This window comes from Virgibacillus sp. W0181, assembly GCF_051846915.1.
Classification (GTDB): Bacteria; Bacillota; Bacilli; order Bacillales; family Amphibacillaceae; genus JBPYCR01.
This window is the reverse complement of record NZ_JBPYCR010000003.1, coordinates 25,963-49,369: the sequence shown is the minus strand read 5'-3', so window position 1 is coordinate 49,369 and position 23,407 is coordinate 25,963. Positions and strand designations below refer to the sequence as shown.

18 protein-coding genes are annotated in these 23,407 nt (G+C 38.5%); 17 read left to right on the top strand and 1 reads right to left on the bottom strand.

From position 1 onward, the window contains the following. The first annotated feature begins 303 nt into the window (after nt 1-303). The 5 genes from ACLIBG_RS02470 to ACLIBG_RS02450 all read left to right on the top strand — a co-directional run bounded on the left by ACLIBG_RS02470 (nt 304) and on the right by ACLIBG_RS02450 (nt 5,386). On the top strand, nt 304-1,014 hold the full coding sequence (locus ACLIBG_RS02470) for a hypothetical protein (RefSeq protein WP_439311128.1): 711 nt from the start codon (nt 304-306) through the stop codon (nt 1,012-1,014). 22 nt (nt 1,015-1,036) lie between these two features. Beyond that, the gene (locus ACLIBG_RS02465; RefSeq protein WP_439311127.1) at nt 1,037-1,738 is read left to right on the top strand and encodes an SDR family oxidoreductase; all 702 of its coding nucleotides are present in this window, start codon (nt 1,037-1,039) and stop codon (nt 1,736-1,738) included. A 174-nt stretch (nt 1,739-1,912) separates the two neighbouring features. Beyond that, on the top strand, nt 1,913-3,124 hold the full coding sequence (locus ACLIBG_RS02460; protein WP_439311126.1) for an NAD(P)/FAD-dependent oxidoreductase: 1,212 nt from the start codon (nt 1,913-1,915) through the stop codon (nt 3,122-3,124). A gap of 1,077 nt (nt 3,125-4,201) precedes the next feature. Further along, nucleotides 4,202-4,453: a hypothetical protein gene (locus ACLIBG_RS02455; RefSeq protein WP_439311125.1), complete on the top strand. Its 252-nt coding sequence runs from the start codon at nt 4,202-4,204 to the stop codon at nt 4,451-4,453. Between the two features lie 75 nt (nt 4,454-4,528). Continuing rightward, on the top strand, nt 4,529-5,386 hold the full coding sequence (locus ACLIBG_RS02450) for a VanW family protein (RefSeq protein WP_439311124.1): 858 nt from the start codon (nt 4,529-4,531) through the stop codon (nt 5,384-5,386). A gap of 154 nt (nt 5,387-5,540) precedes the next feature. Here ACLIBG_RS02450 and ACLIBG_RS02445 read toward each other — a convergent pair whose 3' ends face one another. Continuing rightward, nucleotides 5,541-7,487 (bottom strand): aconitate hydratase, encoded by a 1,947-nt coding sequence (locus ACLIBG_RS02445; RefSeq protein WP_439311123.1) that lies wholly within the window; start codon nt 7,485-7,487, stop codon nt 5,541-5,543. Nucleotides 7,488-7,806: 319 nt separating this feature from the next. On the opposite strand from ACLIBG_RS02445, the gene ACLIBG_RS02440 reads away from it, so the two are divergent. The 12 genes from ACLIBG_RS02440 to ACLIBG_RS02385 all read left to right on the top strand — a co-directional run bounded on the left by ACLIBG_RS02440 (nt 7,807) and on the right by ACLIBG_RS02385 (nt 23,378). Then, nucleotides 7,807-8,079, top strand: a complete 273-nt coding sequence (locus tag ACLIBG_RS02440) for a phage holin (protein ID WP_439311122.1) — start codon at nt 7,807-7,809, stop codon at nt 8,077-8,079. Nucleotides 8,080-8,191: 112 nt separating this feature from the next. Next, complete coding sequence (locus tag ACLIBG_RS02435; RefSeq protein ID WP_439311121.1) at nt 8,192-9,613, top strand: hypothetical protein; 1,422 nt, start codon at nt 8,192-8,194, stop codon at nt 9,611-9,613. A 647-nt stretch (nt 9,614-10,260) separates the two neighbouring features. Beyond that, nucleotides 10,261-11,574: a TRAP transporter large permease gene (locus tag ACLIBG_RS02430; RefSeq protein ID WP_439311120.1), complete on the top strand. Its 1,314-nt coding sequence runs from the start codon at nt 10,261-10,263 to the stop codon at nt 11,572-11,574. A 283-nt stretch (nt 11,575-11,857) separates the two neighbouring features. Beyond that, nucleotides 11,858-12,973 carry a TRAP transporter substrate-binding protein gene (locus ACLIBG_RS02425; RefSeq protein ID WP_439311119.1) on the top strand — a complete coding sequence of 372 codons (1,116 nt, stop codon included), beginning with the start codon at nt 11,858-11,860 and terminating at the stop codon, nt 12,971-12,973. 129 nt (nt 12,974-13,102) lie between these two features. Further along, the gene (locus ACLIBG_RS02420; protein ID WP_439311118.1) at nt 13,103-13,621 is read left to right on the top strand and encodes a TRAP transporter small permease subunit; all 519 of its coding nucleotides are present in this window, start codon (nt 13,103-13,105) and stop codon (nt 13,619-13,621) included. Between the two features lie 471 nt (nt 13,622-14,092). Further along, complete coding sequence (locus tag ACLIBG_RS02415; RefSeq protein ID WP_439311117.1) at nt 14,093-15,427, top strand: aminotransferase; 1,335 nt, start codon at nt 14,093-14,095, stop codon at nt 15,425-15,427. A gap of 21 nt (nt 15,428-15,448) precedes the next feature. Next, the gene (gene xsc, locus ACLIBG_RS02410) at nt 15,449-17,215 is read left to right on the top strand and encodes a sulfoacetaldehyde acetyltransferase (RefSeq protein ID WP_439311116.1); all 1,767 of its coding nucleotides are present in this window, start codon (nt 15,449-15,451) and stop codon (nt 17,213-17,215) included. Nucleotides 17,216-17,358: 143 nt separating this feature from the next. Further along, nucleotides 17,359-18,525 carry a YeiH family protein gene (locus tag ACLIBG_RS02405; RefSeq protein WP_439311115.1) on the top strand — a complete coding sequence of 389 codons (1,167 nt, stop codon included), beginning with the start codon at nt 17,359-17,361 and terminating at the stop codon, nt 18,523-18,525. Nucleotides 18,526-18,634: 109 nt separating this feature from the next. Beyond that, nucleotides 18,635-19,357: a GntR family transcriptional regulator gene (locus tag ACLIBG_RS02400; RefSeq protein WP_439311114.1), complete on the top strand. Its 723-nt coding sequence runs from the start codon at nt 18,635-18,637 to the stop codon at nt 19,355-19,357. A gap of 131 nt (nt 19,358-19,488) precedes the next feature. Next, entirely contained in the window at nt 19,489-20,868 is a 1,380-nt protein-coding gene (locus ACLIBG_RS02395; protein ID WP_439311113.1) for a Glu/Leu/Phe/Val family dehydrogenase, read from the top strand. A gap of 182 nt (nt 20,869-21,050) precedes the next feature. Continuing rightward, nucleotides 21,051-22,175 carry an IS200/IS605 family element RNA-guided endonuclease TnpB gene (tnpB, locus tag ACLIBG_RS02390; RefSeq protein WP_439311112.1) on the top strand — a complete coding sequence of 375 codons (1,125 nt, stop codon included), beginning with the start codon at nt 21,051-21,053 and terminating at the stop codon, nt 22,173-22,175. Nucleotides 22,176-22,394: 219 nt separating this feature from the next. Then, on the top strand, nt 22,395-23,378 hold the full coding sequence (locus ACLIBG_RS02385; RefSeq protein WP_439311111.1) for a zinc-binding dehydrogenase: 984 nt from the start codon (nt 22,395-22,397) through the stop codon (nt 23,376-23,378). The last annotated feature ends 29 nt before the right edge of the window (nt 23,379-23,407 follow it).

Genomic DNA, 23,407 nt, shown 5'->3' with positions numbered 1-23,407 from the left:
CACCTTGCCAGCCTCACGGGACTGAATTAAAGGTAACCGTATAAACTTGTCTTCACTATTGTGGCATAAAATGATGAAAAGTCAATTCATTTTTTAATAAATTTACAAGTATACTCCCATGAATTGATTTTTACTGACAAAATACTATTTATTGGTAAAGCAATAGACCACAAAATAAGTGTTCAAAACCGTTGATTTTCCGGTAAACAATTTGTAATAATGCACCCTAGTAGTTTACAATGGAAATAATATGTAACATGTAATTTTAATGAGGGATAAAGCACACGATTGGAGGCGCTTGCTTTGAATAATAAAAAACTCCTGACAATCAATATTTTAACGTTAATCGTGTTTATTTTTGTCGTTTTTGCCGGTGTGCAAAAAATGAATTCAACAAAATCCAATCAAGTCGGTCAAGTCGAAGCGGATGAGACAAAATTAGATAGTGCAAAAGTAATAAATGAATCGGTGATTAACGGACACATCCAACGGCCGGATTATACATATATTCCAAAACATAAAAATGATTTTGCTATTATTTTCCATGAATCAGAAGAAGTGACGGAAGAGGAAGAAGAGGACGAAACGGTAGAGGGAGTGGAAGATGATGAAAGTATTTTGGTTGATGAGGAAGTGAACAAAGATACCAACCTGGCGACGAATACAAATTCCATAAATAATGGCAGTAGTTCCGGTAGTTCTCATTCATCCAGTAAAGACCAAGGTAAGAAATCTACAAATACCAGTAAGGGTAATGATGAAAATGAAAATAAGAGCAGTTCTAAAGATACCACATCAAAAAAACCCGCACAAGAAGATTCTGAGGGTGAGAAAGATAAGTCAGAACCACCCAATGAAAAACCACCTAAAGAAGATCCACCACCTGAAAATCCTCAACCGCCAGTAGTAGAAGATAAAACAGAGGATCAAGAAGAGGATTTATCTGATAATAATGATGCTGCAGAAAATGATAATGAATCCGATATAAGTAGTGATGATACAAACAAAAATTAAAACTAAGGAGGCTTTCAGCAAGATGCAATTAAAAGGGAAAACAGCAATTGTAACTGGAGCAAGCAGTGGGATTGGTGTAGGAATCGCAAAGAAACTTGCAAAGGAAGGTGCGAATGTCACCTTAGTTGCCCGGCGCAAAGAACAATTGGAAAACCTTGCCGACGAGATCAATGAAAGTGGACAAGGCAAAGCACTAGCTGTACCAACGAATATAGCTGTACAATCTGAAGTTGAAGAAATGGTAGAAAGAACGAAATCAACTTTTGGCGACATCGATATTTATGTTAATAATGCCGGCCAAATGCTTAGTGCGAGACTGCAGGACGGAAAAGTGGAAGAATGGGAACAAATGATTGATGTGAACATTAAAGGCGTGTTATATGGAATTCATGCTGTACTTCCAGACATGGTAGAAAAAAGAACGGGGCATATTATAAATATTGCTTCTGTATCGGGCTTTGAAGTAACAAAAATAAGCAGTGTTTACAGTGCGACAAAATATGCTGTACGTGCTATTTCGATGGGATTGGAGAAAGAACTGGCTAGGACAGGTGTACGTGTCACGAATATATCACCGGGTATGGTAGATACAGATCGCGCCTCTGCTCAAAGTAAATCTGATCGAACACCATTACAAACAAATGATATCGCAAATGCAATTGTATACGCCGTAACTCAACCTGATTATGTAAATGTAAATGAAATAACGGTTCGACCTGTATAAAACGAAAAGAATAAAGAAAAGAAACTATATCGTGAGAAATAGCAAAGTTTAATTAGCTAATTTATAAAAAATTTGCTATTATGAATATGGTATTTATAACAATTTATAAGTAATGCATACACATGCTTAACTTACAATTAATCATTGTAGTACAAACTAGGAAGGTGGATTTATATGAACAACAAGCCAAAAATTGTCGTACTTGGTGCAGGTTACGCCGGACTTATGACAACGAGAAGACTAACACAAATTTTGTCACCTGAAGAAGCGGACATTGTGCTGGTCAACAAACATAACTACCATTACGAGACAACATGGTTACATGAAGTAGCAGCTGGAACGATCAATCCTAACCAGGCGCGTTTCATGATTAGCGATGTGATTAATCCAAACCGTGTACGTCTTATTTATGATGCGGTTACGGACGTAAAGAAAGATGAAAAACGTGTCGTGATGGAAAATGGTGAACTGACATACGACTACTTAGTTATCGCTTTAGGATTTGAAACAAACACATTCGGTATAAAAGGAATGGCAGAAAATGCGTACTCAATCGTAGATATCGATTCCAGCCGTTTAATTCGGGATCATATTGAATACCAATTCGCTAAATATAACAATGAAGAAAATCCGGATGATGACAGCTTAACAATTCTAGTTGGCGGCGCCGGATTTACTGGAATTGAATTTGTTGGTGAACTTGCCGAGCGAGTACCACAACTTTGTAAAAAATATGACATTGAGCGAAGTAAAGTACGTATTATCAATGTCGAGGCTATGCCTTCTATTTTACCAATGTTCGATAAAGATTTAGTTTCCTACGCTATGAAATCTTTGGAAAATCGCGGCATCGAGTTCCGTCTTGGCGCAAAAATCCAGGAATGTACGGAAAGTAGCTTTATTATTGGAGACGATAATGAAGAAATTAAAGCAGGTACGATTGTTTGGACTGGTGGGGTAACAGGGAACCCAATCTTAGGACAATCTGGATTTGAAATTACAAAAGGTAAAGTAACAGTCGATGGAGATATGCGCGCTCCCGGCGAAGAAGATGTTTTTATTCTCGGAGATTGTGCATGGGTAATGAACGAAGCGGAAGGTCGCCCGTTCCCACCAACAGCGCAAGCAGCGTTACAGCATGCTGAAACATGTGCAAATAATATCCGAGCGTTATTATATAATGAGCCGTTAGAAAACTTCTTCTTTGATGATAAAGGAACGGTAGCATCACTCGGTGTAACAGATGGCATTGGAAATGTGTTTACGGATAAAAAACTCAAAGGAAAATCAGCAGCAGCAATGAAAAAAGTGGTTGACAACCGATCATTGTTCTTGCTGGGCGGAACAAGAGTTTTACTTAAAAAAGGAAAACTCCGTCCTTTTTAAAAAGGTCAGGAAGTATAAAGTTTTGTGCATAGCTGTCTAACTTAAGCGCCCAGAAACTAGGCGACTTCCCGCAGCGCCTTATGATAAGTCATCATCGATTCGCGCAGCTCATCGTGATTCCTTTATCTTAGTTGCTTCGGTCCAGTCGCTACGTTTCTAGCAGGGCGCTTGCGCTTTTCTTATCAAGTAAATTGAAACAGCTTAATAAATGACAGTCTTATGAAAGATTGAACGGCATATTAATTACAAAAGTCATTGAAAAGAGCTTAACAAATAAAGGAGGAAAACTTTCCATGAAAAATGGTTTATTAAATGGTCTATTGATCGTACTAGCATCTGTTATTGGCTATATGGTCGCAAGTCGCTACGTAGAGGAAACAAGAGATTTTCGTTAATGTTATACATGGTTAAGATACCATCTTGCTTAGTAAATGAAAGCAGGGTGGTATTTTTTATTAAAGGAAGGGAATGAAAGTAATAAAAGTTGTTTAAAAAGTTCGGTAAAAAATTGTTTTGATCTAGGGAGCTTCGGCTAAGTATCGACACATCCTCGGACTGTATCTACGCCTTCTCCTCCGTAAAAATTTGTGTCAAACATCGAAATCACTACAACTTGTGGGAACTCGTTGGCTTGTTTCTTGGCTCTTGGAAAAGAACAGCGTGCAAAAAAGCATTATTTATGTGCATTTAGTGCATTTCTATTAAAACCGTACGCGTCGTATGGGCAATGTAGAAGACAATACATCTTGAGTTCTCTGCTCGAAACTACGCCGTCTCGATCTTTTTGCTTCTAATTCGTAGCTTTTTGAAATTGCACTAACAGCGCATATTTATCTCGTAAAGAAGATTTCTGGCAAGGATTATAGAAATTAATCGTAAACAAGTGTTTTATATCACAGCAGAAGTGTTATAAAATATATAGAATGGATAATAGTGGGGGATAGAATGTTCTTTTATATAGATAAAAAAGATTAAATCCTTTTATCGTCTCACTGGTTACACGCAACAGTATAAATATCCTGAAAACTTTCGTCTTATGATCGGACGTGATCAAGTTTTCAAAGGGAGTGATTGATAATGAGCCTATGGTTACTTTTAGTCATCGCACTTTTATTTGTTATCGCTATGGTGGTTACATTTTACGCATTTAAACAAGAAGAGCAGAAAATGAAACGGTATGAAGAAGAAGGCGATACCGTTGAAGATGAATTACGTCGTTCACACGAATATGAAGCTAATTCAGTACAGAAATATTTGCCGATTCAAATATGGCTATATGTGATTACAGCAGTTGCAACGGTAGTTATTGTTGGTTATTTCCTAATTTAAATGGTTGATGGAATACGGATGAATTATGCATGATTCCGACTCTTTATCTCATACTAATGGGAGGAGGTCGTGATCATGCATGTTGTATTTATATCATTATCGATTTTAACTATGTCTCCTTTAAGTGTATCGGAAACTTTGACTGTAAAAGACAATGGTGAACCGGTGGAAGTACTTGAGCGAGAAGATTATGCAATGCCATTGCAAGAAGGAATCTTTATAAACGATTCTAAATTGAATGTGTTGATGGAGAAGATTGATCAGGCAACATACAAAAAACCGGTAAATGCGACGATAAGTGAAAACAATAACATTATTGAAGAAAAAGCAGGAAGCCGCTTGGATAAAAAAGCTTTTAGCCGAATTATGTATCATTTTTACTATACTGGTGCCCCGAGTCATGTAGATATACCAAAGAAAACGGTATATCCTCGTATTGATAGCGAGCTTTTATCTGAAATCCATGATAAAAAAATCGGAGAGTATGAGACACATTTTAAAGAAAGTAATAGGGAACGTTCGCATAATATTGACCTATCTGCAAAAGCAATTAATAATCATGTCGTATTTCCCGGCGAAAAATTTTCCTTTAATAAGATTGTTGGAAAACGGACAGAAGAAAAAGGTTATAAAAAAGCTCCCGTAATTGTAGAAGGGGAGCTTGCCGAAGATATAGGTGGAGGGATATGTCAAGTTTCATCTACTTTGTTTAATGCAGTAAACTTAGATGGAATAGAAATTGTCGAACGTTATTCGCACAGCAGATCGGTTCCATATGTGCCACCCGGAAAGGATGCAACGGTTAGTTGGTGGGGGCCGGATTTTGTTTTTCAAAATAAGTATGACCACGCAGTATTAATCCGTGCCCATGCAAAAAACGGGAAAATGAAAATTCGCATTTATTCATCCGCTTCAGCAAAGCCTTTGGGGTAATTTATTGTGTATATTGTTTACCTTAAAAGCAAAGGTTTCAAAAAATGATGGCAAACTGCTATAACTACTTGCCGTTGAACTCTTTACATAAAACCAATAAAAAAGAAGATGGAAATTATTCCACCTTCTTTTTTATTTTCGAAAGAACAAATCATTATGCTTGTTTTTCTTTAATCCAGTTAATGAGCCCGCCCTCTAAAATAATATTTTTTTGTCGTTCGGTTAAATGATGTTCCAGTTCAATATCCTTATTTTGATCTTTGACCGTGGCAATTAAAGTATCTTTAGCAAGTAATTGATTACGTAAATCGGAAAAGTGAAGAACTTGACCTTGCTTCAAGTCATCATAGTTAGTTTCATCAACAAATCGTAATGGCAATACACCAAAGTTTATGAGGTTTTGCCAGTGAATGCGTGCGTAATCTTTACTCAGGACAGCCCGCAATCCTAAATACCTTGGTGCTAGTACAGCATGCTCCCGACTTGATCCTTGTCCATAGTTATAGCCACCAACAATTGCATGCCCGCCACTGTTTTTACTTTCTTTCGCGCGTTTAACGTAAGTAGGATCAACTCCTTCATACGTAAAATTACTGATTTCGGGAAGGTTGCTTCGGTACGGCAACACTCGTGATCCGCCCGCAAGAATTTCATCGGTGGAAATATTATCTCCTACTTTAAGCAGTACAGGTATTTGCAATTCATCGGGAAGTTCATCCATTTCAGGAATGGATACAATATTAGGTCCCTTCACCAAGGAGACTTTATTTGCTTCCTCTTTCGGTAACGGATCATCCAATAAACTGTCATCCACATTGACGGTATTTTGTTCCGTGACTTTTGGATAAGGAAAATCAAGTGTACGCGGATCTGTAATTTCCCCTGTTAAAGCAGATGCTGCTGCGATTTCCGGACTACATAAATAAACACTATCCTCTTTCGTTCCGGACCTTCCCGGAAAATTACGTGGCGTTGTTCTCAGGCTATTTCTACCTGTTGCTGGTGCTTGCCCCATCCCGATACATCCATTACAACCTGCTTGATGCAAGCGGGCACCTGCATTTAAAAGCGAGCCAATATGTGAATCCTGTACTAAACCGGAAAGGATTTGTCTAGATGATGGGTTAATATCATAAGATAATCCGTTGGCAATCTTTTTATCTTTGACAATTTCGGCAGCTATTGCAAAATCACGATATCCGGGATTTGCTGAAGACCCTACATAAGATTGGTAAATAGGTGTCCCAGCCACTTCGGTAACAGAAACAACATTTCCAGGGCTGGAAGGCTTTGCAACTAATGGCTCAAGTTCAGATAAATTAATTTCATCATGTAAGTCATAAGTGGCACCTTTATCAGCTACTAGTTCGCTCCAATCTGACACACGACCTTGCTGTTTTAAAAAGCGCTTCACTTCACCGTCTGACGGAAATACGGTTGCAGTCGCCCCCAGTTCGGCTCCCATATTTGCAATGACGTGACGGTCCATAGCACTTAGGTGATCAAGGCCGGGACCGTAATATTCGATAATTTTTCCTACCCCGCCTTTTACATCATAACGGCGCAACAATTCCAGAATAACGTCTTTTGCACTGATCCAATCCGGCAATTCCCCGACTAATTTTACACCGAAAATTTCCGGCATTGTAATATAAATCGGCTCACCGGCAATTGCCATGGCAACATCAATCCCACCAGCACCCATTGCAAGCATACCCATACATCCATTGGCGCACGTATGGCTATCGGAGCCGAGTAATGTTTTACCTGGTTTTGCTAAACGCTGCATATGGACGGGATGACTGACGCCGTTTCCGGGACGGCTGTAATAAAGTCCAAATTTGTTTGCCGCACTTTCGAGAAACAAATGATCATCCGGGTTTTTACTATCTGCCTGAATTAAATTGTGATCAACATACTGAGCAGAACACTCCGTTTTTGCATACTTGAGTCCCATTGCTTCAAGTTCAAGCATAACCATTGTCCCGGTAGCATCCTGACATAACGTTTGGTCAATTTTTAACCCAATTTCCTCACCTTTTTCCATTGATCCGGATATAAGATGGTCCTCAATTAACTTTTGTGAAACGTTAAGAGCCAATTTTATTCCTCCCTTTATTAATAAAACTTTATAACATAACATGTTCCTTTAGGTGCTTAAACTGTTCGTCTGGGATATTGCGCTTACAGGCTTCCCTGTACTTAGAATGGGTAGTCAAAGCATATTTATACTTTTTTAATTTATTTTACACCTGGCACGACATCTTTGGAGTCGGTTTCTTCTCAAAACATATGGAATGGATGCCACCAATGGATGATTTTTTTCGATTGTAAGAGTAGCCTTGCCAATATCCGACGCCGTTCCCCTATATCAAAACAAAAATAAAGTAGTATAAACAAGTTCTTGAGGAGATGTATAGATGGATAAAGGAACCGTTATTCGTACTGTTACCCTAATATTGGCACTTATTAACCAGTTTTTTGTCACGATCGGGAAATCACCATTACCGATTGATAGTGAGCTGGTCGAGCAGCTTACGGCTATGTTCTTCACAGCAACAACTTCCATTACAGCTTGGTATAAGAACAACTATGTCACGAAAACAGGTTTAAAACAGCAAAAGGTTTTGTGTGAAAATGGTTTAACGAAAGGAAAGGAAAAGAAAAAGAGATCGTCCAATTTGAATGAGTGAAACGGAGATCGAGTTAGTTGTCTTGTATACTTAATAACATAAAATTAATTCTTTCACCGTGTGGGCGGGTTTTGCATAGGCTATAGCATATTATGTGGAAAGGAAGATGCTTGTGGATTTAACGATGTCTCATTTGTTATACGGCTTGTTTACGTTAATGATCATTCTAACAATGATATTTCGTAAAGGTGTCGTATTTCCATCGTTATTAGGAACCTTTGTCATTGCATGGGTATATAAAGGTAGCTTGGTTGATGGCTTTACATCCATCTTTCAGGCGAACTTAGTTGCAGCAACAGAGCTTTTTAATATATTTCTTATCATCACATTTATGATGGCATTGCTGCATTCCTTGCGTGATATTGGTGCGGATGAAAAAATGATTCAGCCGATTCAGCGGATGATGATTAATGGACACGTTTCATTCTTTATATTAATAGGGGTTACGTATATTATTTCCTTGTTTTTTTGGCCAACACCAGCTGTACCATTAATTTGTGCGTTGCTCGTTCCAGCAGCTGTCCGTTCTGGATTGCCTATCATGGGCGCGGCGGTTGCAGTAGCTATAGCAGGACAGGGAATGGCACTATCATCGGATTATATTGTGCAAGTAGCCCCCAGTTTATCAGCAAAATCAGCGGGCGTTTCAACCATGCTTGTGGCAGATAAAGCATTGGTATTATCCCTTGCTTCCGGTGCGGTTGCCTTTTTCATTGCTTATATGCTGTACCGTAAAACCATTCGGGAAAAAAACGATCCATTAATTGAAAAAGAATTAAAAGCTTTGACATTTGATCGAGAGCCAGATAAAAAATCTCATACAAAACATCTTTCAACATGGGGAAGAGTATTCGCTGTCGTTGTGCCGATTACATTATTAGCTGTTGTTATCTATATGGTTTATACGAAGCTTCTTTCCGGCAGAATGGGAGGCTTGGAAGGCGGCGATGGAGCAGCTTTGATAGGCGGTGTAGCTGTCATTCTGTTGCTTTTATCTACAGCTGCATTTGGCAGACAGCATGCGCTTGATTACATTTCAAATCATATTACAAATGGATTTGTATTTGCGTTTAAAGCAATGGGGCCGGTTATTCCGATCGCCGGATTCTTCTTTCTTGGAAGCAGTGATTTTTCCGGAAGTATTTTAGGTATTGAAGAAGGAGCGCCGGCATTTTTATTTGATTTGGTTCAATCCACCCAGGAATTTTTGCCGCAAAGCGCAATATTGTCTGCGTTTAGTATTTTAATCATTGGCATTATTACCGGATTGGATGGATCTGGATTTTCCGGATTGCCTTTAACCGGGGCATTAGCTGCCGCGTTGGAAAATAGTGCGATCGATGCTTCAACCTTGGCGGCCATTGGACAAATGGGTTCCATCTGGACAGGTGGCGGAACGCTTGTTGCTTGGTCGTCGTTGATTGCCATTGCCGGATTTTGCGGAATATCGGTAATGGAGCTCGTGCGAAAAAATTTTTTACCGGTTATTCTAGGTTTGTTAGCAAGTACGATATTGGCGGTTGTGATTTTTTAGAGGGTGAATGAGATAAATAAAATATTTAGATCAGGCGAGAACTTTCGACCTGATCTAAAATGACTTGTTTAAAGACTTATAAAAAACCTTATACACAAAAATCAAATATTTTTGATGATAAAAGTTCAAATCTTTTTTGCAACTCTATAAAAATAAATGATCATCCCGAATTTTACTTGGTAGCATGTTATTGGATGCACTGATTGTTAAGACGTATTATTCAAAGTAGAGTAGTTAATTTAAACACCTAAGATATAACCTCACTTTCTTAAAAGGATGGTTCTTTAATGACCACCTAATTAATCTCAGTTATATAAGTGAACTTGAAAATTTTTTCAAGTTCATTTTTCCAGTTTATATGCGTATATATAATAATAAGTACATTTATTTGTGAATTCTAAATTAATAAAATATATTGACAATTTTAGAATTTTGATTTACTATACTCTTAAAAGAAACTGGTACGGACATCATGATGAAATATATTCAATGTTAACGATTACAATTTTTAGGGACAATCAAGGGGAAATTTTAACTGTCATTTTTGTTATTTCTGTTTAGACACATCAATTGGATCGACATAATCAATAGTACATTTTGCGGTATTGAACGGAAAGGAAACATCCGTAAAAAAGGGGGATTTTGTATTGAGTGCCATACTAATTACAGTGCTCATGTTTGTATGTTTATTTATTGTTTTATTTTTAGGATTGCCTGTTGCATTAGGATTGGGCGGTACTGCGGCACTGTTTTCCTTACTTTTTGCACCCAAGATTTTGATGTCTGCCCCCAGTGCTTTTTTCTCAACTCCTTGGCAGCATATAATTGTGACGGTTCCGCTATTTATTTTTATGGGAAACATCATACGATTTTCCGGAATTGCCAAAACAGCTTATGATGCAGCATATAAATTAATTGGACATCTACCCGGTGGGTTGGCAATGGGGACCGTTCAAGTATGTACGATATTTGCTGCAATAACAGGAATTACGCCACCTGCGACAATTACGATGGGACAAATCGCTTATCCGTCTATGATGAGGTATAACTATCATAGAGGGATAGCAATTGGGTCCATTGGGGCGGGCGGAGCATTAGGTGCATTAATTCCTCCGAGTATCCCATTTATTTTTTATGGGATTCTTGCGAACGAATCAATTGGAGCTTTATTTTTAGGGGGCATTGTACCAGGTTTAATGCTTGCGATTATGTATGTGTTGTACATAGGAATTAGGTGTAAGATTCAACCACATATGGGCCCAGCAATTCCGAAAGATAATCGATTTACTGTTAAAGAAAAGCTTCGTGCTGTTTTTAGTATTTGGCCTTTTATTGTACTTATTTTTCTCGTATTGGGAGTGATTTGGTTAGGTGTTGCAACTCCTTCAGAGGCGGCAGCATTTGGAGCCGGTGGGGCTTTGTTTATTAATTTGATTTATGGGAAGCTGTCTTGGAAAGTCATTAAAGATTCACTTACGGTTACTGTCAACTTGGCCGGAATGGGATTGTGGATACTCATTGGTGCAACATTTTTTGTTAATGTTTTTAGTGCTTTAGGTGGTCAAGGCGTCATTACTTCTGCGGTAACATCCATGCCCGGAGGAAAATGGGGAGTACTTATTATGATGATGTTAATTATCATTCTGTTAGGGATGGTAATGGATGATTGGGCCATTATTATGATGACGACACCTTTGTTTGTTCCTATCCTAAATGAAGTAGGTATAGATACGTTATGGTTCGGCATACTTCTTGTTGTAAATATTCAGATTGCATATTTAACACCGCCATTTGGCTTTGTACTCTTCTGGATTAAAAGTATATTGCCTAAAAACGTCAATATGGGAGATGTTTATCGCTCTGTTTTTCCGTTTATTATTCTTCAATTAATTGCATTAATATTACTTATGATTTTTCCGCAATTAGCGACATGGTTACCGACAACAATGATCACAAAATAAGTATAGTATTTACTTTTAAAAAGGGGGTGACTGCCTGAGCTCATCTGTAAGTTGCATGATGATAGTAACTGGAACTTGGGAGGATGTATTTGTAAGAATTCACTTTTTCTTTATAAACAGGAAAGGATTAAACTTTCCCGGTGTAAGTGCATCTGGCGCATTCGAGAATGAATAGCTGTAAAGCCAAGTCTTCCTAGTACGAAACAACAAAGCTGCTTGTTTAGGCAGTTGATGATCTGCCGGTATAACGTGGTCATGATTATATAAGGAGGGGGAAAATCAAATGAAAAAGTACTTATTATTTGTGGTATTTGTACTTTTAGCGAGTTTGTTGTTTATAGGATGTCAAGCAGAAGACGTTGCAGATGAATCTCAGGCAGAAGATATAGAAGAAACCGAATCCGGTGACTCGGGATCAAATGATGCGGATGGTCCACCTGATGAAGTGACGCAATGGGTCTTTCAACCGGCCTTTGATTCGGGAGACGCAGGTTGGGCAAATGGGGTAGAACCTTGGATTGAAGATGTGGTGGAAGCAACGGAAGGTTCTATTGAAATTGAATTATTACCGGCAGGGTCCATTGTAAGTGGGGATGAAGCATTTGGCGCTGCAAGTGATGGGACTATTGATGTATACGCAGGTTGGGCAACCGTATATGGAGGTATTATGCCTGAAGGAATGTTAGCCTATGGACTTGCAATGGGCGCCGATGATCATAATGAAGCATGGGAAGCTATGTGGGGCGATGATAATTACCGTATCGGAGAAATTGTGCAGGAAGCAGCCCATGACAATAACTTACATTGGGCAGGCTGGACCAGTCAGGGGCCAAACTCTATATTTACTAAATTCCCAATTAATAGTATTGAAGATTTAGATGGTAAAAAATTAAGAGCGGGAGGACCACAAGCTATATTTTTAGAAACGATGGGGGGGACCCCTGTTTCTCTTAGTGGTGATGAAATCTATACGGCAATTGATTTAGGGACAATTGAAGGAACGATGTGGGATACAGGCGGTATTAATGACATGAAGTTCCACGAAGTTATTGATTATGCCATGCTACCAGGTTGGAATCCAGCGCAACATCAAGAAATTTATATCAATTTAGATTCATGGAATGCTCTAACTGATTGGCAAAGAGAGCAAATAGAAGGCATTTTTGAATCCAATTATGTAAAAACAAGTGAAATGCATTTAGATGGGGTTGAAGAAGCTTTACAAGAACTGGATGATAGCGGTGGAGAAGTTATTACTTTAAGTGATGAAGAAGTAGAAAAAATGCGCTTAAAGGCCATTGAAGAAATTTGGCCTAAAGTTGCTGACGAGTCTGAGCGTACAGCAGAAGGAGTAAAGTTGTGGGAGCAATATCTACGTGATAAAGGAAAAATTGAATAATAGATGAAGAATAATTTTTAAACTTTTATGCATCCCTCCCGATAGCACTACGGTATTAAAACAAAGGGAGGGGACAGCATGTCTAATTCATATATTTATTAAAGTTGGAATAAGGGGGCGAATGTCTGAATGAAAGTATGGGAAACAATCGAAGTAACCATAGATAATATTAGTGAAATATTAGGGAGAATAGGTTGGTGTCTTGTTTTATATGCGATGGTATTTGGATTAACGGACGTCATTCTAAGATATATATTTAATCAGCCTTCGTTATGGATATCGGTTACTATCCAATATGCCATTGTATTATTAGCCTGTGTTTCCGGCCCATACGCCCTCCGAAATGATGCGTTTGTCAGGTTAGATGTATTCTATGAAAAATTTTCACCAAGAAAAAAAGCAATCACAAATATAATTACATTTATTTTTGCATTCCTGTATTTGTATGTTCTAATCACCAAAGGAATGGATGCGGCATTGTCATCTATTGGGAGGAAAGAAATGACACCAACCGCAGTTTCTATTCCACTTTATCACTTGAAAACAATGATTCCTATTTGTGCATTTTTCACATTACTTGTCGTGCTTAAAAATTTGGTAATCGATATACAAACATTATTCGGTATCCGCACAAATCATGATGAGTGATTCATTATCTGCTATAGTGATTTTAACACCTTTTGTATGATATTAAGTGTTTTATAATTTAGTCACTTCACAACATATTAAAAACGGAGTGCCAGTGCTTGACAATAGATTCCATATAGAAATAAATGCAATATGGATAGTGAGTGTTGAAAATTGTTTAGTTTGGTACTCCGTAAACTCCAACGATTAGACTGGTCAAAGCGATCAAGGGTTTAACAGATTGCTGTAACTTTTTAGATAGCACGCAGGGCAGATTATCCCATTTTAGGAGTCTAGCCATAAAGCGGTAAAACAAAGGTTCAAAGGTTAAAGCAAAGTAATATCGTGTCAATAATACAAAATCTTATAAAATTTAGTGCCAATTATTAATTATAGCTTTTCTAAAACTGAACAAACTGGTACGGACATCGCAATGATTCGTCAATGCCATTTGAGTTTTGATCAAGAAAACACTCGAAAGGAGAATCCAGAATGAGTACAGATACAAAAAATGAAGAATATTTATGGAATGCAGTTCGCCGTTATGATCCAAAAGCAAGCCCATTTATTGCGGAAAAAGGCGAGGGCTCGTGGTTTACAGATGTAGATGGTAACAAATATTTAGATGGTGTATCCGGATTGTGGTGTTTAAATCTCGGTCATGGTCAGAAGGAAATCATAGAAGCTGCTGCGGAACAAATGAAGGATTTAGCGTACTTTCCGCTTACATTAAGCCATGTTCCTGCATTGAACTTATCGAAAAAAATAAGTGACTTGTTGGGGGGAAGGTTTCGAACATTTTTTTCCAACAGTGGATCGGAAGCGAATGAGACAGCGTTTAAAATAGCTAGACAATACCATATTCAAACTGGAAACCCTGAAAAGTATAAAATCATTTCCAGGTATAGAGCGTATCATGGATCTACTTTAGGTGCATTAAGTGCGACTGCTCAAGCCAATAGACGGGTGAAATACGACCCTGGAGTTCCAGGATTCCTGCATGTTTATCCACCCTATAGTTACCGGTCAATTTTCGGCGGAGATAAAGAGGAGTCCGACTTAAAAGCAGCAGATATGCTCGAAGAAATGATTAATTGGGAAGGAGAGGAGTCCGTAGCTGCATTTATTATGGAACCATTCATTTCCGGTGGAGGGGTGATTATACCATCATTTAAATATTTGCAACGAGTGTCGGAGATTTGCAATAAATACAATGTCCTTTTAATTGTCGATGAAGTCGTTTCAGGATTTGGAAGAACAGGGGAAATGTTTGGTTTCATGCATTCTAAAGGGGTTCGTCCTGATATGGTAACTATGGCAAAAGGAATTACAAGCGGATATTTACCTTTAGGAGCAACAGCGGTAACAAGTGAAATTGCCGATGCCTTTAAGAAAGAAGGAAAGGATACACATTTTCGTCATGTATCCACTTTTGGTGGACACCCGGCCTCATGTGCAGTGGCATTAAAAAATATCGAAATAATTGAAAGAGAACAAATCGTAGAGCGTGTAAGTTCACTAGGTAGTCGTATTTTAAATGATTTGAAACAACTAGAGTCCCATCCTCATGTAGGGGAAGTAAGACAAATTGGATTTTTAGTAGGGTTGGAGATGGTTGCGGATAAACAGACAAAAGAACCGTTATCAGATGAATTAATGAACCAGATTTTAGCTAGTTGTAAAAAAGCAGGATTGATTATTGGGAGAAACGGCGATACAGTGCCAGGGCAAAACAATGTGATAATAATAGCTCCACCACTTGTATCAACCGAAGAAGATTTGCGTTTCATCGTGAATACCGTCAAACAATCTATTTATCAATTATAACTATTTGTAGGAGGATGTTTTATGAATACAACACAAGTTGAAAAAAACATGAAGAAGAAATTAAAAATGACACCGAGTGAAGCGATCGTTGAAACGCTCGTCCAAGAGGGTGTCAAGGACATTTATGGAATATTAGGGTCGGCCTTTATGGATATGCTTGATTTAATGCCGACAGCGGGGATTCGTTTTATTCCTGTTCGGCATGAGCAAAGTTCTGCACATATTGCAGATGCCTATACAAGGGTGTCAGGGGTAGCAGGGGTCGTTATTGGCCAAAATGGGCCAGGAGTGACGAATATGGTAACTTCCGTTGCAGCAGCAAATCACGCTCATACACCGATGGTTGTTATCTCACCTTCCGCTGGTACACCAACAATCGGTTGGGATGGTTTCCAAGAAGCTGATCAAGTTTCTGTATTTAAAGCAATAACGAAAGAAACCGTAGAGGTTACACATCCAAGCCGTGTTGCGGATACTTTAAGAACAGCATTTCGAATTGCATATGCTGAGCGAGGTCCTGTTTTATATGACATTCCACGTGATTACTTTTATGGAGAATTAGAAGATTATATTTTACAGCCACATCAATACCGAGTGGATGCGAGAGGCACAGGTGATCCAATACAAATTGAAAAGGCGGTAAAACTACTAAAACATGCGAAAAGACCAGCCATTATTTCTGGACGTGGTGTTGTGGATTCTGACGGAATAGATGTCGTTACGAAAATCGCCGAGCATTTAACCGCTCCTGTGGCTGTTTCTTATATGCACAATGATGCCTTTCCAAATAATCATCCACTGGCAGTTGGGCCAATCGGTTACATGGGATCAAAGGCTGCAATGCATTTGATTAAGGATGCAGATGTATTACTGGCTATTGGCACAAGGTTATCAATATTTGGGACTTTACCGAGTTATGATATTGATTATTTCCCAAAAGATGCAGCAATCATTCAAATTGATATCAACCCGCGTAATATTGCGCGAACACACCCGGTAGAAGTTGGAATTATTGGGGATGCTCGAGCTGCAAGTGATGAGATTTATAAGTGCTTATCCGATATCGAAAAGAGAAAAGATGCCGCTCGTCAGGAGAAAATCTCAAAGCTAAAAACAGATTGGGAAACGGAATTGGTAGACTTGGCAATGGTAGAAGGAGATCCGATTAATCCACGTCGAGCTCTCTTGGAAGTAAGAAAAGCATTTCCGGAAAACACGATTTTCTCAACCGATATTGGTAACGTCTCTTCGACAGCGAATGCGTATTTAACATTTAATCAAAGTAGGCGTCATATTGCCGCATTAACATTTGGTAATTGTGGTTTTGCATATCCAGCAGCAATCGGAGCAAAGATTGCGGAACCTAACTCACCATCTGTTGCGATTGTTGGGGATGGAGCTTGGGGTATGAGCTTGCATGAAGTAAGTACAGCTGTGGAACAAAACATTCCCGTCATTGCGTGTGTCTTTAATAATGAATCGTGGGGGGCAGAGAAGAAAAACCAAGTAGATTACTATAACGACCGATTTGTTGGTTCCAACATTGAAGGACCTAATTTTGCAGAAGTAGCCGAATCTATGGGGGCACTTGGTTTTACAGTTGATAAAGCAGAAGATATTGGTCCGACGATTGAAAAAGCGTTAAAGGAAAATAAGCCGACTGTTATTAATATAATGGTTGACGGCACGCAACTTGCACCGCCATTCCGAAAAGATGCTCTGAAGATGCCAACACGATTTCTTGATAAATATAAACACTTAGATCATGACTCATGGAAAAATCAATAATAAATTTGGTGAATAATACATGCATGATATAATGAGCAATAAGTAAGTGTTAAAAATGATTTATGATAGAGAGACTTTGGTTCAATTAGAGTAAATATCTTATTGAGCCAAAGCTTCTTTATTTAATAAAAGGGATGGGAAAGATGGATAACACAAAGAATAGAGATGAAACACCTATTTTAATCAAATTATTCCCGGGACTGCTATTGAGTATTCTCGTTATGTTTATTGGCATTTACGGAGCGGAATGGATCGGGAATTTGTTGATTAAATTGAAACTGTTGTCTGCAGGAAGTAAAACACCCGTATCAGGTATATTTGTTGCAATTATTATTGGAATTATCTTTCGAAACGTCGTAGGTATTAAGAGTATGTTTATAAAGGGGATCCAATTTTCAGTCAAATATGCATTACGTGCTGGGATCGTATTACTTGGTCTAAGGCTAAGTTTAATCGAGGCATTAAAGCTTGGGGCACTTGGGATTCCGCTAATTGTCGCTTGTATTTCTGTTGGACTATTTATAACTTTATATTTGACAAATAAAATGAAACAATCGAATAGACTTGGAACGTTAATTGCCTGTGGTACGGGGATTTGTGGGGTGACAGCTATCATGGCGACGTCCCCTGTTATTGAAGCGAAAGAAGATGAAATCTCCTATGCTGTAGCTAACATTACTATTTTTGGTTTAACAGGAATGATGCTGTATCCATTTGTTGCTAACTTCTTTTTTGCCGATGATCCGATTAAAGCTGGGATGTTTTTAGGAACGGCCATCCATGATACGGCACAAGTTACTGGATCTGCACTAATTTATAACCAAGTGTTTGAGATGAAAAAAGTGGTTGATGTTGCAACCGTAACGAAATTAACACGTAATTTATTCATTATCGTTATCATCCCTTTTGTCTCTTATTTGTTTTATAAAAATAGTGATAAAAATGATGCGGAAGCGAAGGAAGGACAGAAAGCTTTGCCAAAGTGGTATACATTTATTCCGTTGTTCGTTATAGGTTTTCTTGGCTTATCATTTGTCCGAACAATTGGTGATATGACGTTGGAAAATATGGGAGCTGCATATGGCTTTCTACAGCAAACTGCCTGGGAAAATGTGTATTCCTATGGAAGTTCATTTGGAACAACCTACTTGTTAGGCATGGCGATGGCAGGAGTCGGCTTATCGACTGATTTTAGTAAGTTTAAAGGAATTGGCATTAAACCATTTTATATAGGGTTTATTGCAGCTGTATCAGTAGGTATTGTTAGTTTTACCCTTATTTCGTTATTCGGGAACTTTATTGTCATTTAGTTTATTAGGTGTTTGAAACAGATTTATACTTACAGTTAAAGTGCGGATATAGTCGTTTTTCGATAATAGAATAGCTTCGGCTACATGAAATGGAAAAGAGGAATATATGATGACGTTAGATAAAGAAAATCACATACCTTTGCATATACAACTTAAACATGAAATTGAAAAGCAAATAGTAGAAGGTACTCTCATGGATCAAATTCCAAGTGAACGAGAAATTATGCAGAAATATGATGTTAGTCGCAGTACAGTAAGGGAAGCAATTACATTGTTAGTTCGGGAAGGTGTTTTGGTTAAAAAGCATGGAAAAGGAACGTTTGTATCATTAAAACCAATCCAAAATTGGCTTGGTCACTTGAGCAGCACAACAGAAACCATACGGAGACTGGGAATGGAACCAGGGATACAGTTAATTGATTTTTATAAAGTGCCCCCTCCTAATTATGTAAAGAAAATAACAGGATTTAAAGAAGCATTTTATTTAAAACGACTCCGTTTGGCAAATAACATGCCGATAGGTCTTGAACAACATTATTATCCTCTATCTATAGGGGAGCCCTTAGCAGATTACGACTTAAATGAGATTACATTATATGACGTTTTAGAAAAAAGCTTAGGCATTCAATTTGCAGAAGCAAATCAAAAAATTAGTAGTTGTGCTATTTCTGAACAGGATGGAGCATATTTGCAAATTGAACCGAATACCAGTGTATTAAAAGCGGAACGGGTTATAAAGGATCCGACAGAAGACATTATTGAATATGAAGAAGCTTATTATCGTAGTGATTTATACGCTTTCGAAATTAATTTATCAAGAAAGTTTGGTTAACAGCATAAGTTTTTACGTGAATCACATATAGTAAGTGAGTATTGCAGTTCGTATCTTGCCTAATGTTTGAACTTATTAATAATTGGGAACCCTCATGGTTAGAATGTAAGAAAAAATGGAGGTTAAAATAGATGGAGAGTAGAACTGCAAAGATCGTTCAAGATTCATTAAATTCACTTTTTGATGATGCGTCATTTTTACCTGATTTATATAAGGAACAGCGAGAAAAAGCGTTTCATTCTTTAGTATCGATATTATCAACACCAAATCATGTAAATAAGTCCTATTTGCGTGTTGCGTTGGAAAACGGTAATGTCGAACGCATTCCAGCTTATCGGGTGCAGCATAACAATATTCTCGGTCCTTATAAAGGCGGAATCCGTTTCCATGAATCGGTGAATGAGGATGAAGTAGTTAATTTGTCTTCCTTGATGACGCTAAAAACCGCCCTACATAACGTTCCATTTGGTGGCGGTAAAGGTGGTGTTGTCATCAATCCGAAAGAATACAATAAAAAAGATCTTCATTCCATCTGTATCAAATATGTCCAATACTTTAGCGGAATCATTGGACCAAACAAAGATATTCCGGCACCTGATGTTGGTACGGGAGAACGGGAAATGGACTGGATGATGGGTGAATTTAAAAGTATCCATCCTGGCAGGGATTACTTGGGTAGTTTTACCGGTAAAAGTGTAGAAAATGGTGGTTCTTTAGGGAGAAGTACATCGACAGGAAAAGGTGTTTATTTTACATTTCGATATATGATCCATGATTTTGCAGAAGTGCAAAAAAGCTGGTTGAAAGATCAAAATTCAAGCAAAGCAAATACTGTTTTGAATATGTATGACCAATCATTGACATTGGCGTTTCAAGGGTTTGGAAATGTAGGGTCGGCAGCGGCATTGGATGCGTATCAGTGTAGCAAAGTAAACAATAAGGTAGTGGCTGTAAGTGACCGTAATGTAACGTTGTATAAAGAGGATGGGCTGGATATTCCTGCACTAGTTAAATTTACGGATAATAATGAAGGTGATCTGCCAAAAACGAAGGAAGAACTGAAAGAAGCTGATGTTCATGCAGAAATTCTTGAGCGTGACGAAATTTTGTATTTGGACGTAGATGCACTCTTTTTAGTTGCACTGGAAAATCAAATTCATAAAAATAATATGAAAAACGTTAAAGCAAAAATAATTGTTGAAGGAGCTAATGGGCCGATTACGAATGAAGCTGACAATTATTTTGCGGAACAGAAAAAGCTTGTAATTCCGGATATATTATCCAATGCGGGCGGTGTTATCGTTTCCTATTTTGAATGGATTCAAGGGAAGGAAACCCAATTCTTTACAGAAGATGAAGTGTTTCGCCGACTTTATAAAAAAATGCAACATACATTTGATCATGTATTTCCGGCGTTTTTTTCAAACTCACACTCATTGCGAAGAACATGCTATATTCACTCCGTGTTAAAGCTCTCAACCGTTTTGTATCGACAAGGGAAGCTGTATTAAGCAGATAGAAAGCATTGGACGACTCTTATGCAGGACGTTCAATGCCTTCCGACTGTTCTTGAACTGCATCGATAACAGAATCCATTTAAAGCTCATAAATTAGTTTATAAACAAGAACAAATGTTTGTGTTATTGGTAAATGTTGTGTATAATATAGGTGATCTAAAGGGGGAGGCAGAAAAATGCTTGTGCACAAAGCGTATAAATTTAGATTATACCCGACAAAACAACAAGCTGTCCTGATTAATAAAACGATTGGTTGCACCCGCTTTGTGTTCAATCATTTTCTCTCAAAATGGCATAAGGCATATCAAGAAATTGGGCAAGGACTGTCTTACGGGAAGTGTTCCGCCCGGCTTCCGGAATTAAAATCTGAATTCCCCTGGCTAAAAGAAGTTGACAGTATTTCACTCCAATCATCTTTAAGAAACCTCTCTGCAGCCTTCGACAACTTTCTTCGTAAAAAAGCAAACTATCCTCGCTTTAAGTCCAAGAAAAATCAACTCCAATCCTATACAACGAAGTACACCAATGACAATATCCGGATAACCGGGAATAGACTAATACTGCCTAAACTGGGTGTCGTTAAATTCGCTAAAAGCCGGGAGGTTCATGGACGTATAATAAACGCTACAATTAGGCGGAAGCCGAGTGGTAAATATTATGTGTCTATTCTTGCCGAAACAGAGGTTGAGAAATTGATCAAAAAACACTCTGCTGTTGGTATCGACCTCGGTCTAGAAAATTTTGCTATTCTGAGTACAGGTGAAACGTTTGGCAACCAGCGATTACTAAATAGGCTTGAACATAAATTAATCAAAGCACAACGTATCATGAGTAGACGAACGAAAGGTGGTGCCAACTGGCATAAAGCACGCATTAAGGTTGCATGCATCTATGAAAAGCTGACAAACGCACGCATGGATTTCCTGCATAAACTATCGTCCAACATCATTAAAAGCCACGATGTCGTTGGGCTGGAAGATTTGCAGGTTGTAAACATGCTTAAAAATCAACGTTTGGCTAAGGAAATTAGTGATGTTTCCTGGTCGACATTCAAAAACATGCTGACATATAAAGCGAAGTGGTACGGCAAACAAGTCGTGATCGTATCGAAGACCTTTCCTTCTTCTCAGCTTTGTTCCAATTGCGACTACAAGAACAAAGACGTTAAGAACCTCAGCATTCGTGAATGGACATGTTCCAAATGTGGCATCCATCATAACAGGGACGTTAATGCGGCCAGGAATATTGAAAAAGAAGCGAAAAGATTAAACACAACCGCAGGGACTGCGGGGCTAGCCTAATTAAAACTGACCATAAGGTCGGTGTTCTTAGGAACCCCCCACTTCAAACAATCCGTAGAATGTTAAGTGGCGGGTCGTTCAAGTTCCGCTCTTCTATCATGATATAGTTAATGAAGAAGAGCTTGAACAGTTCAGCAGTTATTTTGAAATAAGCGGAAATTGATGCCTATCGAAACTTCTATACCATAGGGATTATAATGCTTTGAAAGGATGTATGAAATGAAAGCGTTTGTTTTAGAAAATGGAATATTAAGTGTAAATGAAATGCCTGAACCGGAAGCGAGAAAAGGAGAAGTAGTTATTGCGCTTCGAGTTGCCGGTTTAAATCGACGTGATTTATATATTACGAATCGTCACGGTGTGAAAGAAGAGCCATTAATTTTGGGTTCCGACGGGGCAGGAATCGTTGAATCTGTTGGGGAAGATGTGCAAAAGGTAAAGCCGGGGGATGAAGTGATTATTAACCCTGCACTGCGCTGGTATGATAATAGTGCGTTCCCTCCGGAAGGGTTTGACATATTAGGAATGCCTGATCACGGAACATTAGCGGATAAAATCGTTATTAGTGCGGAACAAGTGGAAAAAAAGCCGTCACATTTATCATGGGAAGAGTCAGGAGTATTAGCGCTTGCAGCTTTGACAGGTTACCGGGCTATGTTTACGAAAGGTCATCTAAAAAAAGGAGAAACCGTATTTATCCCAGGTGCGGGAAGCGGCGTTGCGACATATCTAATTTCTTTTGCCAAAAGTGTTGGGGCGAGAGTAATTGTGACATCGAGAAGTGAGAAAAAAAGAGAAGAAGCATTGAAACTTGGAGCGGCTAAGGCAATCGATACTAACTCTGATTGGCCTGAGGAATTGGAAAAGGAAACGATTGATCTTGTCATTGACAGTGTTGGACGGGCCACTTTTAACAGGTCATTGGAAATAGTGAAAAAAGGAGGGCGCGTAGTCATTTTCGGTGCGACAACAGGAGACACGGTCGATTTGAATTTGCGGAACTTTTTCTATAGCCAATATCACTTGTTCGGTTCAACTATGGGCAGCAGGGAAGAATTGAAAGAATTGCTAGCCTTTATGGAAGAGCACAATATCCATCCGGTTGTAGACCGTACGTTTACATTGGATGAGACACAAGCAGCCTTTGATTATCTAGAGCCGAACAAGCAGTTTGGAAAAATTGCGATTCGAATAAGCGAATAAATACTTAATAGCCGGAGTACATGTTGCTC